This window comes from Enterococcus sp. DIV1315a (assembly GCF_051712325.1).
In the GTDB taxonomy this organism is placed as follows: domain Bacteria; phylum Bacillota; class Bacilli; order Lactobacillales; family Enterococcaceae; genus Enterococcus; species Enterococcus faecalis.
On record NZ_JBIOOS010000001.1, the window covers coordinates 2402756 to 2418636 of the forward strand.

Genomic DNA, 15881 nt, shown 5'->3' on the forward strand with positions numbered 1-15881 from the left:
ATATGCTATAATGGAGGGAAATGTTAGGAAAGGAGTGTTACTGAATGGCGAATGATGACTTACAACAACGTCTGGATAAAGGAATGTACGGTACGCCCCTCGTTAATCCTGAAGAACAACACAAATACATGGGCACATTTCGTGAACGCTGCCGTCTCTCCATGACCGTCGCTGAAATGAAAGATGCACAGAATCAACAACATTTATTAGAAGAATTAGCGAAGCATCCTGAAGTTACAGTACTTTTAAATGGCGAAATCTCTTCTGACCTGCAAAGTACCTATATTAAATTATTAAATCAGCATGGCGCAACCTTTAAGATTGTTAACAATTTTGTGGAGAACAACCCTGACTCTCTCGGCTTACTGTTAGCTGAAAAACACGCAGTCGATGAACCTGTGATTGACGTTACAGAAAAATATCCTCAAGCAACAGAAACGCCAAAAGAAGAGCCAACAGCTAAAAAAGGCTTTTGGCAAAAACTATTTCACTCATAAAAAGCTCAAGGAAAGTTATGAGCGCTTCCATTTATAATAGAATTATGCTATTATAAAGATGAAAAAGAGAGGTATGCGGGTACATACCTCTCCTTTATACCAACACCAGTTATAAGAACTGGTGGCTTACGGAGTTAAGTTTTTATTACTGTTTAACCGTTCGGCCTGTCAAGCTTATGAACGGTTATTTTTTATCGTTTTTCGTTGCTTCAAGGATACCGAAAATCAGTAGTGCAACAAACGCTAATCAGCTGAACAAAAGCAACTCCTTCGGAAATAAGCCGAAATTCTCCAAAAATTGAAGAACTATTTTCGGAAATTCCTTCTTATTTCTCGGAGCTAAACGCTTTCGCCTTAGCCTCAGAGCAAAACTAATCATCAATTCCAATGCCGCTTCGATTGACAAAAAAATGCTCCTTTCGTTAAAGTGCATCGGATACACATAGGCATCACCTGCCTCTCTAACTCAGAGCCACCGTCATACAACTTTCATTGGTAATAGTTTTAGTATAACCTATTGGGTTCACCAAGAAAACGTTTTTATAAAGAATACCGCCAAAAAATCTATTATGAATTTTTTGGCGGTATTCTTTTTTTATTGAACCACTTCTGGGTATAAAAGTTTTAAAACGTCCATTGTTAAACGGCGTCCTTTTCCAGCGTAAGGATACACATGCATGTGCATGGCTGGATTAAAGTTTGCTTCGATAATCCCGTACGTTAAGCTATCACGTGTGCCTTTTACGTCTTTGTCAGGAATGATTAAATCAATGCCACAAATTTTGGCTCCTAAAGCAGCTACGGCCTCAATGGCGATTTGTTTATAACTATCATCAATGACATCGGTCATATCAATCGAATCCCCGCCCGTGCTAACATTAGAATTTTCTCGCAAGTACACGATTTGCTCTTTTTCTGGCACAGAATAGATAGTTAAACCTTGTTCTTTCAACATTAGTTTTTCTAAATCATTTAACTGGATTAACTCTAGTGGTGCACGGTGATTGGTCCCCCGCAATGGATCACTATTTTTAGCGGCCACCAATTCTTCTACAGTGTGTTTGCCATCTCCGGTAACATTGGCTGGCACGCGCAACATGATGGCTTTTACATCATTATCTAACACAAAGAACCGATATTCTGTTCCAGGTAAAAATTCTTCAATTAAAACCGCTGTGTCCTCTTTAAAAGCAATCCGTAACGCTTCCGTAAAGTCTTCCAACGAAGCTCCTTCTTTAAAAATCGTAATTCCTAAACCGTAATTCGTTGATTTTGGTTTCACGACAAACGCTTTATTGGCGTAGCGTAAATGTGCTTCTTGTGCCTCAATAAAAGATGAAAATTCTTCACCGCCAGGCACATGGAAACCTGCTGCAGACAAAATTTTCTTTGTCACGGTTTTGTTTTCCATAATCAATGGTACCACGTAGTTATCTTTGCTAGTCATGTTGGCATTTTTGACGTATTCAATGTGCTCGCCATGTTGCAGTTTCAAAAATTGTTCTTGTTCATCTAAAATTTCGATTTCCAAACCTTTTTGAATCGCATCAAATAAGAAAATTTGTGTGGATAATTCCATCTCACGGAAACCAGCTAATTGATAAGGGCGTTCAAAGGCCATACTTTGATATTGGTTTCCAAAAATATTTCCCAGTTCACTGTTGGAGTTTTCTTGAATAATCGTCCACATTTTGCCAGAAACGGTGTCTTGTGGATTCCGCAGTTGTTGATAATACTTACCGACAACTTCTTTGCCTTTGCGAATGCCTAGAGCATCTAACATATCAATCATTTCTGAAAAAATCCGATCGCCTTCTGCAATTAACTTAATCGTTTCATGAGGATGACCAAGAGCCACTTGTTCATTAAAAATATCGCCAGTTTTTACCCATTCATCCGCTTCTTCTTTTTCATCTGTCCACAATAAATACAACATGAAATAATGTAAGAAATCCACGGTATCTTCCACAATGCCTAAACGTGAAAAAGGATTTAAGTCTAAATTACGCAACTCGATATAGCGAATACCTGTTTTAGGCAGATCAGACATTTGTTTCCCGCCACGTAAGCGCACAGGCGCATAAAATTCTTTTTCTTCAGAAAGTAAACCATTTTCCACCATGCGATGAATATCTTCTAAATAGCGTTCCAATGAGGCATACGATACTTTCACATTGTCATGATTTCTGTAGCCATACGTACTATTCCGAATACTGCGAATGGGTTCTTGCGGTTGGTCGTCATAGACTCTAAAGTAGCCGTCTTCACTAACTGGTGAAGCCCCAAAAAGATACGTAATTAACCAGCGATAACGTAAAAAGTTACGGGCAACTTTCATGTACACTTTCGTTTTAAATTGTTTGCAATCTGTCACTTCGGATTGTTCATCATATAATTGCTGAATCAGGGCTTGGTCATATTCAAAATTAAAATGAATTCCGCTGACCATTTGTTTTCGTTTGCCATACTCTTTTGCCAAATAACGACGATATAACACTGCATCATATTGATCTAATTTAGCAATTTTAATCTCTTCATCTTTTGTTGGTAATTGTGGCGGCATACTTAATGGCCACAACATTTCATCTTCTGGAATCGAACGACGAGCAACATCGTGAATGGCATCTAAAAAACGAAGCATTTCTGTGCCGCTATTTGCTACAGGCGTGATTAGTTCTAATTGTGTTTCACTAAAATCTGTTTGAATATATGGATGATAAGAACGGTTACCAAAAACCGTGGGATGATCAGTTGTCGCTAAAAGCCCTTCTCGTGTACTACGTTGGTTTTCTTTTTCTAAACCAAAACGAGCCATCAATACGTAAGGACGAACATTTTTCTTTTGCATTAATTCTCTATAATTCATCTTGTCGCCTTTCTTTCTACAAACTATCTGTTTCTCTTACTATTATATAGGAAAATGAGTAAATATGCTGTTTTTTTGAACGTTCGCTTGAGAATTTTCGAGACACTTTTAGAGAGCGCCTTTTTCCGTTATACTGAAAACAACTAGTTTATAGAAAGTGGGGATTGCCCATGAAAAATCGTGCATTACTTTTAATTGACTTTCAAAAAGGCATCGAAAGTCCGTCGCAGCAATTGTACCGTCTGCCAGCAGTATTGGATAAAGTCAATCAGCGTATTGCTGTCTACCGCCAACACCATGCGCCCATTATTTTTGTTCAACATGAAGAAACCGAATTACCTTTTGGCTCAGACTCTTGGCAACTTTTTGAAAAGCTGGATGCACAGCCCACAGATTTTTTCATCCGCAAAACACATGCGAATGCCTTTTACCAAACAAATTTAAATGATTTATTGACGGAACAAGACATTCAAACGTTAGAAATCGCTGGTGTCCAAACCGAGTTTTGTGTAGACACTACAATTCGGATGGCTCATGGTTTAGGCTATACGTGTTTGATGACACCGAAAACCACTTCCACCTTGGATAATGGACATTTAACCGCGGCACAAATTATCCAACATCATGAAGCTATTTGGGCTGGCCGCTTTTTGACTTTTTTGCCTTCAATAAATTGAGGGCTTTTCCAAAAAATTGTTTGTTCACTATGTTTTCTTGTCGTATTTCATGTTAGTATAAGGAAAAAGTGTTCAGTTGATTAGTTGAAGATTTAGAGTGTGGGACATAAGTCGATTAGGCTTGTCTCTCATGTTCTGTCTTTTTTTATGTCATCATTCACTAAACTAATAAATAATTGGAGGTATTTTATGAACAAATTTTTTACAGCCCAACGTTTAAAAGACACCGCCTATGTAACAGTTGGTGCATTCATTTTGGCCATTTCAATCAATGCGGTCTTATTGCCAAATAAACTTGTCGCAGGCGGAGCCAATGGCATTAGTATTGTTATTAATTATGTTTTCGGGATTAGTCCCGCCATTGTTCTTTACGCCATCAATATTCCTCTTTTAGTGCTTTGTTTCTTACTTCTTGGGAAAGAGGTCGGTGTCAAAACCATTTATGGCAGTCTTATTTATCCATTTTTTGTAGGAATTACTTCAGGGATGCCTGTTTTAACACATAATATTTTTCTTGCAGCATTATTTGGCGGTATTATTACAGGTGCTGGCCTAGGCTTGGTTTTCCGTGGCAATGCTTCAACTGGTGGCACAGCAATCATTTCACAAATTGTCAATAAATACTTCAAAGTTTCCTTAGGTATTGCTATTTTATTCGTCGATGGTTTAGTCATTTTATCAGCAATGTATGCTTTTAATGCAGATATTGTGTTATTCTCTTTAATTTGTTTATTTACAATTGGTCGTGTCGTTGACATGATTCAAGTTGGTCTGGTTCGCTCGAAGAATGTGATGATTATTTCACCAAAATATGTCGCTATTCAAGAACGCTTATTACGTGAACTAGATAAAGGTGTGACCTTGGTGCCAATCGAAGGCGGTTATCGAAGCGCGAAAGGCATGCTCTTAATGACTGTCATTCGTGAAAAAGATTTTCCCCGCTTAAAAGAAGCCATTCTTGAGATTGATGAAGAAGCCTTTTTGATTTCAATGAGTGCGAGTGAAGTCTACGGAAAAGGATTTAGCTTGAAAAAAGTAGCTGATTCTTATGGCGTTGAAGCTACTAATGCCAATAATTTACAATAGTTTTTTGTAGGAAAAGAGCCGCAAAATCTGTAGAGATTTTGCGGCTCTTTTTACATCTTCATCCAGACAGGTTCTAAGCTATTGCCATCCAAATCTTGCACTTCTAAGCCATACATTTGCTCTTCTGGTATTTCCATATCAACTCGGTAGCAGTTGCCTCCGTTAGCTTTGGCGGTTTCGCCAAACTGTTTTACAGCTTCGGCACTCTCTAAACTAAAGGAAATTAATGCTCCACTGGTTGTTTGCGCATCAATAATTTGCTTTTCTTGGATAAATTTCCCATAAAAATCATGGTTCAACAACATAATCCAAAATTGATCATCCCACATCATCGAACTAGCTTCCTCTGTTGAAAATTCCTCGTTCTTTTTGAATCCAAGTTTTTCATAAAATGCTGTAGAACGTTGGACATCCGCTACTGGGAAGTTAACAAAAACCATTGTGCCCATGTGATTCATCCCTTTCTTTTAATCATCTACGACAGCTAAGTGTGCGTTGCGACAAAATCAACAAGCTTGTTTGATTTATACTAGCATATTCATAAAAGAAATGTTACTAAAACGTTTTCTTAAGGTAATTCTCGATAAGCCAAGTGCTGAATGATTTCACTATGTTGTGGATAATCGTTTAACAATTCCGCTTGAGTAAATAACTCGAAGTCTTCAAACTCAAAGCCTGGTGTAACCACACAACTGACTAACGCAAATCCTGTCGCTACTGTAGAGCCAAAGATTGTGCCGGCAGGAACTGAGAACGAAAGCTGTTGTCCTTGAACTAAGTCTTTCCCTAACTGAACAGCTTGATACGTTCCATCAGGAAAAATACAGTGAACGGTTAACGGCTGACCATCGTGAAAAAACCATAATTCATCCGCTTTTAAACGATGAAAATGTGACGGACTTTCTGTATTTAATAGAAATAAAATCGCTGTATGCAACGCCCGTTCGCCTCGTTTGGTCGGAATCAATTGTTCACTTTTATTGGTTTGTTTAAAATAACCGCCCTCAGGATGCGTTTCTAATCCTAACTTCTCAATCCACATTTGTTCTGTCATCTTCTCCCTCACTCCTTCATTTTTTCAGAAACAATTTAGGAAGAACTTAGAACATCCGTCCTAATCCTAAAATAAACGGCGGGACAGGAGTAGCTTCTTCATTCTTGAAGCTAAATACTCCTGTCCCACGTTCTTCCCAAACCTGTTATTTTCTACAACTAAACATCTTTTAATAAGCCTTTAAATAAGCCCATTGCGAAATCGTTGGCATTGAATGGTTCTAAATCGTTAATGCCTTCACCTAGACCAACTAATTTCACTGGCAAGTGTAATTCATTCCGAATAGCAATGACAATACCACCTTTGGCTGTTCCGTCTAGTTTGGTTAAAACTAAGCCAGTGACATCGGTTGTTTCTTTGAACTGTTTGGCTTGTGTCATCGCATTTTGCCCAGTAGTTGCGTCCACGACTAAGAGAACTTCGTGAGGCGCATCTGGAATTTCTCGTTGAATGACTCGTTTGATTTTTTCTAATTCCTTCATTAAGTTGACTTTATTTTGTAAACGACCTGCTGTATCCACTAGCAAAACATCGGCCTGTTCTGCTTTGGCACGTTCTACTGCATCGAAAACGACCGCTGCTGGATCGCCGCCAGCATTCCCACGTACAACTTCAACGCCAGCCCGTTCGCCCCAAACAACTAATTGATCGATGGCGCCCGCTCGGAACGTATCGGCAGCGGCCATTAAAACTTTCTTTCCTTCCAACTTGTATTGATGGGCTAATTTACCAATGCTGGTTGTTTTACCAACTCCATTAACACCGACAAATAAAATCACGGTTAAGCCATTTGGCTGTAAGTTAATTGCATTATTTTCATTAATTCCTGCTTCTTCATACAAATCAACCATTTTTTCAATGATGGTATTTTGAACTTGAGCTGGTTTTTTCACGTTTCGCAGTTTCACTTCTTGCCGCAAGGCTTCTGTAATTTTTAAGGATGTATCAAAGCCTACGTCTGCACCAATTAACGTTTCTTCTAATTCTTCAAAGAAATCTTCATCAACGCTTCGGAAATTAGCAAACAATTCGTTCAACCGTTGACCAAATGTTTTACGCGTTTTTTCCAAACCTTTTTCATATTTTTCTTGGACTTGTTCTTCTTTCGACTCTTCAATTTCTTCTGAAACCTGCGTGTCTGTTGGTTCTGCCAACGGAGTCACGACGCTATTTTCTTCCTCAGGCGCTTCCACAACAACTTCTTGTGTTTCCTCTGTCAGGATTTCTTCTGGCTCTTCATCTAACGCTTCTTCTACATCAGCTAATTTTTCCATTTCAGCGTTATCTGTTAAATCGGCTGTTTCTGCAACTTCTTCTGCTGTCGTTTCTGGCGTTATTTGCGCCTCTTCTGTTGCGGTTTCTTTTGATTCAGCAGGCGCTGATTCATCACTAGGTGTTTCGTCTACTGTTTCTTCAATTATCTCTTGTTTTTCTTCTTCCTTTTTTTCAGCGGAAAAAGCTTTTTTAATTTTATCAAAAAATCCCATTCTTATTGGCCTCCTTCCAACGGCGTTAAAATATATTTTTCGACCGCTTTGGCAACGCCATCTTGGTCATTCGTGTCTGTGACGACATCTGCGGCTTCTTTAACTAATGGAATCGCATTTGCCATGGCGACACCTAAGCCAGCGTATTCGATCATCGGTAAATCATTTTCTTCGTCCCCTAGCGTCATGATTTCTTCTGCACGGATTCCTAAATCTTTGGCTAACAAGGAAATACCATAGGCTTTCGTAATCCCTTTTGGCATAAATTCTAATAAGTTATTTCGCGTTTTAATAATTTCAAAGCGCTCATAAAAAGAGGCCGGAATTTCCTTGATGCGTTCATTTAAATACGCTTCATCAATCGCAACAACAACTTTGTTATAAATTCGATTCGGGGTTAACTCTTCTAATTTGTAGGACTCAAAGGTTAATAATTTGTTTAGAGAACTATAAATTGAAGGATAATTAGGTGCAGAAGGCAGTTGCATCACGACCTCATCGGATAAGACATCAAACGGCATGTTGAGTGTGGTTGCTAATTGGTACAGCTCATGAATCGCTTCCAAGGGCATCAATGTTTTCTCAATAATGGCCCCTGTATCATTTTTTTGAACCAATCCGCCGTTAAAAGTAATGCTATAATCGCCTTCATCTTGTAAACCTAATTCTTCTAAGTAAGGACCAATGGCTGCCAAAGGTCGACCTGTGCAGATAACAACTTTCACGCCTGCTTGTTTCGCAGCCATCAGTGCTTGTTTATTCCGTAAAGAAATCTCTTTTTGGCTATTTAATAATGTTCCATCTAAATCAATAGCAACTAATTTTATCAAACGTTCGCTCCTCCTTGCTTCTGGCTAATTGCTTTTTTCAATTGCGCCACCTTCTTTGACCTCTTCCAAGCGAACTGAAACGATTTTTGAAACCCCAGATTCTTGCATAGTCACGCCATATAAAACATCTGCGGCTTCCATTGTCCCTTTACGATGCGTCACCACAATAAACTGTGTGCCATCTTCAAATTCGCTTAAATAATGGCCAAAACGAGCAACGTTGGCTTCATCTAAAGCTGCTTCTACTTCATCTAAAATACAGAACGGAACTGGTCGAACACGAATAATTGAAAAGAGTAACGCAATCGCCGTTAATGCCCGTTCGCCTCCAGACAACAAGCTTAAATGTTGTAATTTTTTCCCTGGTGGTTGCGCCTCAATCTCAATCCCTGTATTCAAGAGATCCTCTGGGTTGGTTAGCACCAGTTCTGCCCGTCCGCCACCAAACATATTGGGAAATACCACTTTGAACTGGCCACGAATTGCTTCAAAGACTTCTTTAAACCGTTCTTTCACTTCTTGGTCCATTTCATCCATGGTTTCAAATAATTGTTCTTTCGCATTTAATAAATCATCTCGTTGACTGACTAAAAATTGATGGCGTTCATCGACTTGTTCAAATTGCTCGATGGCACTTAAGTTAACAGGTCCTAACCGCTCAATTTCTTGTTTTAGGCGTTTCACTGTTTGCTGTGCTTGCGCTAAATCATCGATTGGGAAATACGCTTCATAGGCAGCTTCAAAGGTTAAGCTGTATTCTTCCTGTAAGTAACTTAATGAGCTATCTAATTGCATTTCTGCACGATTTTTTAGGACTTCAATTTGTGTTTTATCTGCTAAATACTGTTGTTGGCGTTTGTTTTCTTCCGCTAATTTTGTATCTAACTCGTCTACTTCTTCTTGCAACGCTTGTCGGTGACTACGTGCCGTTTGTAAAGAGGTTTGCAACGCTGTTTGTTTCTCCGCTAATTGCGCGACTTGTGCCGCTAAGCCTTCTTCGGTTAACTGGTGATCGCTAGAATGGCTACTTAGTTGTTGTAGCTGTTGACGGATGGCCGTTTCTCGAATCAACAATTCGTCCAATTGTTCTTGTTTGTCTTGCTTTTGACGAGCAAAATGGGCACATTGTTCCGCCGCTACTGCTTGTTCTGCTTGAACTGTCGTCAAGCGTTCTTGCGCTTGGGCTTTAAAGGTTTCCATTTGGCTAGCTTCTTGTTCCACTTGTTTCATTTCAGCATCTAAACGTTCTTTCGTTGCCGTTAAGTTTGCTTGTTGCTCTGTCAATGTGGCTTTTTTCGTTTGATATTCGGTTAAGAATTGATGCAATTCCCGTGATTCATATTCAAACAGACGTTTTTCTTTTGTTAAACGAGTAATCGTTTCTGTTTGATTGGCTAATTTATTATCAATTTCTTGTTGTTTTAAACGATTTTGTTCACCAGCAGAGCGCAACATTTCTGCACGTTCCGTGGCTGTTTTCACTTCTTGCGAGAGCGCTTGGACTTCTTGTTCTACACTTCTTAGTTGTGTTTCTAATTGAGTCATTTGTTCAGTAATTGTTTGAAGTTCTTGCGCTTGTGAAAATAGGCTTCCTTGGTTGCCACGTTTATTGGCTCCCCCAGTCATCGAACCGCCAGGATTCATCACATCGCCTTCCAATGAGACAACGCGATATTGGTAATTGACTAATTTTGCTAACTGGTTGGCACTCGTTAAATCTGCCGCTAAAATCGTGACGCCTAAGAGATTTTGAATAACGGTTTGTACTTGTTCTGGATAACGAACTAATTCACTGGCAATCCCCACGAAGCCCGGTGCACCAGCCAAACGATTCTGAACCATCGCCGATACAGAGCGCGGCTTAATGGTAGTCAATGGTAAAAAGGTTGCTCGGCCACTGTGTTGTTGTTTTAAGAAGGTGATGCCTGCTCGACCATCTTTCTCATTTTCCACAACAATATGTTGCGCCGCACCACCTAAGGCCGTTTCAATCGCCAACGTATATTCTTTAGGCACTTCAATTAACTCAGCCACTGCGCCAACAATCCCAGTTAGTTGGTTTTTGTGACGCAATACAGCTTTCACGCCTTGATAGAAGCCAGCGTAATTTTCTTGAATTTCTTGCAAACTTTTTTGGCGTGCCTTCGCTTGTTGCACTTGATTCATCGCTTGGTACATATCATTTTGACGCTGTGCTAATCGTTCACGTTTGGCTTCAAGCGTTGCTTTCAACGCAGTGTATTCTTCCAGCTGTTCTTGTAAGCCTTGTTTTGCAACTTTTTGCTCTTTTTCTAGCGTCTCTTTCATTGCGAGAGCTTCAACCATCTGTTCTTCTAGCGCTTCGTGTTTTGCTAGCGATTGTTGATTTTTAGCTGTTTCTTGTTGATATTGTCGTTCTAAATATTTTAAGTCATTGGCTGTATTGGCTTGTTCTTGCATGACTTCCACATACTGGCTGCGCAATTCCTCCATCAATTCTTTAGAAGACTTACTATATTTTTCCACATCTTTCGTTGCCAAAGCCAATGCTTCTTTTAACGTCTGACGTTGTGCCGTTTTTTCTGCGATTGCTGTTTCCAGCGTCTGCAATTCTTCTCGATAACGAACAATTTTTTCGGCCGTTTCTGCCAATGTCTCTTCGTATTCGCTTGCCGTTTGGGAGGTGTGTTTGGAACGTTCAATTAAAACATTTTTTTGTCCTTCTGCTTGTTTCAACGCTTCTGTCACTTGTAATAATTGTTGTTGTTCCGTTTCAATTTGTTCATCTAAACGATTGCGCTTGCTGCGTAAACGTACCAATTTGCCTTCTAAGTCATGGACTTGCTTACTTGCGCCGGCTAACTTTTCTTCAATGGCTGTTAATTCTTGCGTTTTCGTTTCCCAAATAGCTTTTGCTTCTTGAATTTCGGTCACAGTTAAATTGACATCAATTTCGGTAAGTTCTTCTTTCAAAGCTAAATACTTTTTAGCCGCATCTGCTTGGGCGGCTAGAGGAACTAATTGGTCTTCCAACTCGTAAATGATATCTTGGACACGGCTTAAGTTGTCCTCAGTTTCGAAAAGCTTTTGTTCAGCCTTTTTCTTCCGTTGTTTGTATTTTAAAACGCCCGCTGCTTCTTCAAAGATCCCACGACGGTCTTCAGGTTTACTATTAAAAATCGCTTCAACTTTCCCTTGTGAAATAATTGAAAAAGATTCTTTGCCTAACCCTGAATCCATAAATAAATCTTGAATGTCTTTTAAACGGCACGCTTGTTTATTAATAAAAAAGTCACTTTCGCCCGTTCGTTTTAAACGACGGGTGACACTAATCTCACTATAATCCAATGCTAAATAATGGTCGCTGTTGTCTAACGTCACGGTAACTTCCGCAATATTTAGCGGCTTACGACCTTCCGAACCGGCAAAGATAATGTCGTTCATTTTGCCACCGCGAAGGTTTTTCGCAGATTGTTCACCTAATACCCAGCGAACAGCTTCCGTGATATTACTTTTCCCACTTCCATTCGGACCAACCACTGCTGTCACATCATCTTCAAATTCAATAATGGTTTTATCTGCAAATGATTTAAATCCTGTAATTTCAATTCGTTTTAAATACACGAATATTGCTCCTTCCAGCCTTACTGAGGAATACTTTTCAGTGCCCGCTCAGCGGCATCCTGTTCAGCTAACTTCTTCGATTTTCCTTGGCCTAACCCAATGAGTTCACCATTCATGTAAACTTCAGTGAAAAAGGTGCGGTCATGAGCAGGGCCTTCTTCTTTAATTAAGCGATATTCAATTGAAACATCGCCTTTGCGTTGTAAAACTTCTTGTAATTGTGTTTTGTGATCCATCTCATGTGAAAAAGCACCGGCATCAATTTTCGGAAAAATAACGTCTTCAATAAATTTCTTGGCTGCGCCAAATTTTTGGTCTAAGTAGAGGGCACCTAAAAAGGCTTCAAATAAGTCACATAATAATGATGCACGTGTTCGTCCGCCCGATGCTTCTTCTCCTTTACCTAATAAAATGTAGTTGTCGAAGTGACATTCTTTCGCAAATTTGGCTAAACTATCTTCCCGAACGATGGCTGCGCGCATCTTCGTTAATTTTCCTTCTAGAAGTTCTGGGAATTTTAAATACAAATATTGTGAAACAATTAATTCTAAAACTGCATCTCCTAAAAATTCAAGACGTTCATTATCGGATAATTTTAAATAGCGATGCTCATTCACATAGGATGAATGAGTAAAAGCTTGCTCTAATAGATTGACATCATGGAAAACAATGCCGTAACGTTCTTTTAACTCTGTTGTTAACTGATTGTCCATTCTCCACATTCCTTTACATTTATTTACACCTTGTTTCATTATACTTTTTTTTTCACTTTTTTTAAATGGTTCTATTCAGAAAAAGCCTGTTATTCACTGTGTTCTCATTATTTTTTAGAAAAAAATAAATAAATAGAGCTATGACTGAGATAAAAGCGTTTGTTTACGTAAGAGATAGAAAGAGCGTGGGACAAAAATCACTTTGGATTTTTGCGCCACGCTCAAAAACTGATAAACGGCGGGAACAGAAGCAACTCCTCCTTATTTCTCGGAGTTAAACACTTCTGTCCCGACCTCGTTCTATCTCTATTAAATCAGCGGAACGTTGTTTAACGTTTTTCCGCAGTGACACCCACCGTTGCCCATGGATTATCTTTCGTATCAACTGCCCAAGTAAAGTCAACTACACGGTCGTTGACAGGCAAGACTTCATTTCTGTAAAGCGTTGGGATTACAAACGCTTCATCAATGGCATACTCTTGCCAATCGTAGAAGGCTTTTTTACGTTTTTCTTCATCAAATGATGCTTTTGAATCAATCGCATCAAGTAATTTAGTATTTTCTTCTGACTCAAAACGTGTATAGTTAAAGGCTGAGTTTGGACCATATAAGCCGGTTGGTGAAGGATCTGAACCTGTGCCCCACGCGCCTTGATAGATATCTACTTCTGGGTCATCATTTTTCAATTTATCATAGAAGGCTTGGAAATCAATTAAGCGTCCTGTTGTATACGTTACGTTTAAGCCAATTTCTTTCCATTGTTGGACATAGTAATCAGCAAGTGGTTGTGCAGTTTCGCCGCCTGACATTGAAGCAAACTTGATTTCTAGTGGTTTGCCTTCTTTGTCTTCGCGAATGCCATCGCCGTCTACGTCTTTATAACCAGCATCGTCTAATAATTTTTTCGCTTTGTCTAAATCAAGCGTATAGCCTTTCGCTTCGCTATCATGCAAGCTCTTGAAGACTGGTGGGATTAACGTTGTTGCCCCTGTTCGTAAGCCGTTGTAGAATTTTTGGCCGACTGCATCATTGTCAATTGCATAGCCCATGGCTTGACGTAAGCTTTTATCTGCCATTTTAGCTTTTGGATTGTATTTCACTGTATTGGTTTCTTTGTCAAACGTACCCATTTTAAAGCCAATATACGTGTAGGCTTGTTCGGGACGTCCTAAGATTTGATACCCTTCAGTATCTTTGTATGTTGGATACGTATCTGTTGGCATTGATAATGCAATATCGTATTGTTTCGCTTTCATCGCTTCTACAATGCTCGCAGAAGGAACAGATTTGAACACTAATTTATCTAATTTAGGTTTGCCACCGTAGTAATACTCATTTGGTAGGTATTCAACAGATTCACCTGTCACAATATTACTCATGTAGTATGGTCCAATAGTCACAGGGTTTTTACGAACTGCATCGCTTGACTCCATGTCTTTGACAGCAATTCCTTCAAAGGCATGTTTTGGTAAAACTGAACCCCAAACACCGCCACCTAATTGTTGCATTCCTGGGTGAACTTCTTTATAAGTGATTTTAACTTCTTTATCATTGACTTTTTCTATGCCAGAAATGGTTGGCGATTTACCAGCATGGTAGTCTTCCATACCAACAATATTCGTAAAGTTATCATCATAACGAATCCCTGTATAGTCTTTATGACCAATGACTTCATAAGAGAAAATCACGTCATCTGCCGTCACATCTTTACCGTCAGACCATTTCAAATTGTCACGTAATTTAATGGTTGCTGTATTGGCATCTTCATCTAATTTCAGATCCGCAGGACCCCCATCGACAATCTTAAAGTCTGCATCATTGTTAAATAATGGCTGTACCGTTGGAAGCATGTATTGTGCATCATAGTTGTCTTGATAAAATTCTTGCTGGAAAAGTCCTTGGAATTGTGTATCCATAACTACAGCGACATCTAATGTCCCGCCATCAATTGCTTTTTTATCATTTTTAACAGCGATTGGCATTTTTGAAATGTCTTCTGTTTCCGTTGCTTTATTGCCCCCGCCTTTATTGCCGCCACCACATGCAGCTAACCCGAATACTAACACAGAAGCTAACGTGATTGCACCTAAAATCCGTTTCTTGTTCATCTCTTTTCCTCCCTCATTTTTTGGCTAATTAGCCTAATCGTTGTCGTGCATCTGCTGAGCGCTTAAATGCTTGTCCAACATAGTTTATACTTAACATCAAGACTAAAATTAGAATTGATGCAGGTAACCAAACCCATTGTTTATTGACTAATACATCCCCACTGCTGGCGTAGCCAATTAAGGTTCCTAAACTTGGGACACTTTGTGGTAACCCGAAGCCTAAGAAAGTTAACGTTGTTTCGATCCCGATATTGGCCGCGAAATTAATCGTTAAGTTCGTAATAATTAATGAACTTAAATTCGGCATAATTTCTCGAAACATAATTTTAAAATCGCTTGTTCCCATTGTCTTAGAGGCACTAACGTAATCTCGGCGCCCTTCAGATAACGTTTTACTGCGGAACAACCGCGCTTTTCCAACCCAATAAAACGCACACATAATCCAAATAAAGGACCAGATACTATATTTAGGAATCACGGAAACGAACACAATAATAATTAACATAATTGGCAAAATCATAATAAAATCCACGATACGCATCAAAATATTATCAATCATGCCTCCATAATAACCGGAAATAATCCCTAAACCGACCCCGATAATAGACGTAATAATCGTAATGGCAAAACCGATTAAAATCGAGTTCCTAGCCCCGATAATCAATTGTCCTAAAACATCACGACCCCCTTCATCGGCACCTAAAATGAACTTGGTGCCATTCATTGTAACGGTACCTGGTTCCGCATACTTATCTAAAATACTTACATGCATAACGGCACTTTGGTCTAACACTAACGAACCGATAAAAACGGCTAATAAGATAATGACCAAAAGGATTAAAGAAAACATCGCCATTTTTTCTTTGACGAATTCTCGCGCAATCATCCGAAAGCCCATTGGTGGAATACTTTCTTGTAAGACTTCTTCTCTTTTTTCTTCTGTCAATTCCATTTTTATCA

At 39.2% G+C, this 15881-nt stretch carries 13 protein-coding genes; 3 read left to right on the forward strand and 10 right to left on the reverse strand.

Annotation, left to right across the window (positions count from 1 at the left end; translation table 11 throughout):
- Nucleotides 1-44: 44 nt before the first annotated feature.
- Entirely contained in the window at nucleotides 45-497 is a 453-nt protein-coding gene (locus IGJ03_RS11415; RefSeq protein ID WP_002367417.1) for a YueI family protein, read from the forward strand.
- A 247-nt stretch (nucleotides 498-744) separates the two neighbouring features.
- Here the strand turns inward: IGJ03_RS11415 and IGJ03_RS11420 are convergent, their stop codons facing one another.
- Both IGJ03_RS11420 and gshAB read right to left on the reverse strand, forming a co-directional pair.
- The gene (locus IGJ03_RS11420; RefSeq protein WP_048943525.1) at nucleotides 745-930 is read right to left on the reverse strand and encodes a hypothetical protein; all 186 of its coding nucleotides are present in this window, start codon (nucleotides 928-930) and stop codon (nucleotides 745-747) included.
- Between the two features lie 162 nt (nucleotides 931-1092).
- Entirely contained in the window at nucleotides 1093-3363 is a 2271-nt protein-coding gene (gene gshAB / locus IGJ03_RS11425; RefSeq protein WP_002368430.1) for a bifunctional glutamate--cysteine ligase/glutathione synthetase, read from the reverse strand.
- 170 nt (nucleotides 3364-3533) lie between these two features.
- On the opposite strand from gshAB, the gene IGJ03_RS11430 reads away from it, so the two are divergent.
- Complete coding sequence (locus tag IGJ03_RS11430; protein ID WP_375804769.1) at nucleotides 3534-4040, forward strand: cysteine hydrolase family protein; 507 nt, start codon at nucleotides 3534-3536, stop codon at nucleotides 4038-4040.
- 189 nt (nucleotides 4041-4229) lie between these two features.
- On the forward strand, nucleotides 4230-5126 hold the full coding sequence (locus IGJ03_RS11435) for a YitT family protein (protein ID WP_002365354.1): 897 nt from the start codon (nucleotides 4230-4232) through the stop codon (nucleotides 5124-5126).
- A gap of 50 nt (nucleotides 5127-5176) precedes the next feature.
- Here the strand turns inward: IGJ03_RS11435 and IGJ03_RS11440 are convergent, their stop codons facing one another.
- From IGJ03_RS11440 to opp2C, 8 genes are all read right to left on the reverse strand, one after another.
- Nucleotides 5177-5575, reverse strand: a complete 399-nt coding sequence (locus tag IGJ03_RS11440; RefSeq protein ID WP_010707014.1) for a VOC family protein — start codon at nucleotides 5573-5575, stop codon at nucleotides 5177-5179.
- A gap of 119 nt (nucleotides 5576-5694) precedes the next feature.
- Nucleotides 5695-6180, reverse strand: coding sequence for a cupin domain-containing protein (locus tag IGJ03_RS11445; RefSeq protein ID WP_438711142.1), 486 nt, complete (start codon nucleotides 6178-6180; stop codon nucleotides 5695-5697).
- A 158-nt stretch (nucleotides 6181-6338) separates the two neighbouring features.
- Nucleotides 6339-7667, reverse strand: a complete 1329-nt coding sequence (gene ftsY, locus IGJ03_RS11450) for a signal recognition particle-docking protein FtsY (protein WP_375804770.1) — start codon at nucleotides 7665-7667, stop codon at nucleotides 6339-6341.
- A 2-nt stretch (nucleotides 7668-7669) separates the two neighbouring features.
- Nucleotides 7670-8497, reverse strand: coding sequence for a Cof-type HAD-IIB family hydrolase (locus IGJ03_RS11455; protein WP_002359053.1), 828 nt, complete (start codon nucleotides 8495-8497; stop codon nucleotides 7670-7672).
- Between the two features lie 24 nt (nucleotides 8498-8521).
- Entirely contained in the window at nucleotides 8522-12100 is a 3579-nt protein-coding gene (smc, locus tag IGJ03_RS11460; protein WP_113848589.1) for a chromosome segregation protein SMC, read from the reverse strand.
- 20 nt (nucleotides 12101-12120) lie between these two features.
- Nucleotides 12121-12813, reverse strand: coding sequence for a ribonuclease III (gene rnc / locus IGJ03_RS11465; protein WP_375804798.1), 693 nt, complete (start codon nucleotides 12811-12813; stop codon nucleotides 12121-12123).
- A 329-nt stretch (nucleotides 12814-13142) separates the two neighbouring features.
- Nucleotides 13143-14921, reverse strand: coding sequence for an oligopeptide ABC transporter substrate-binding protein Opp2A (gene opp2A, locus IGJ03_RS11470; protein ID WP_002395965.1), 1779 nt, complete (start codon nucleotides 14919-14921; stop codon nucleotides 13143-13145).
- Nucleotides 14922-14949: 28 nt separating this feature from the next.
- A complete protein-coding gene (gene opp2C, locus IGJ03_RS11475; RefSeq protein WP_002365358.1) occupies nucleotides 14950-15873 on the reverse strand; it encodes an oligopeptide ABC transporter permease Opp2C in 924 nt (307 codons plus the stop codon).
- Nucleotides 15874-15881: the final 8 nt, after the last annotated feature.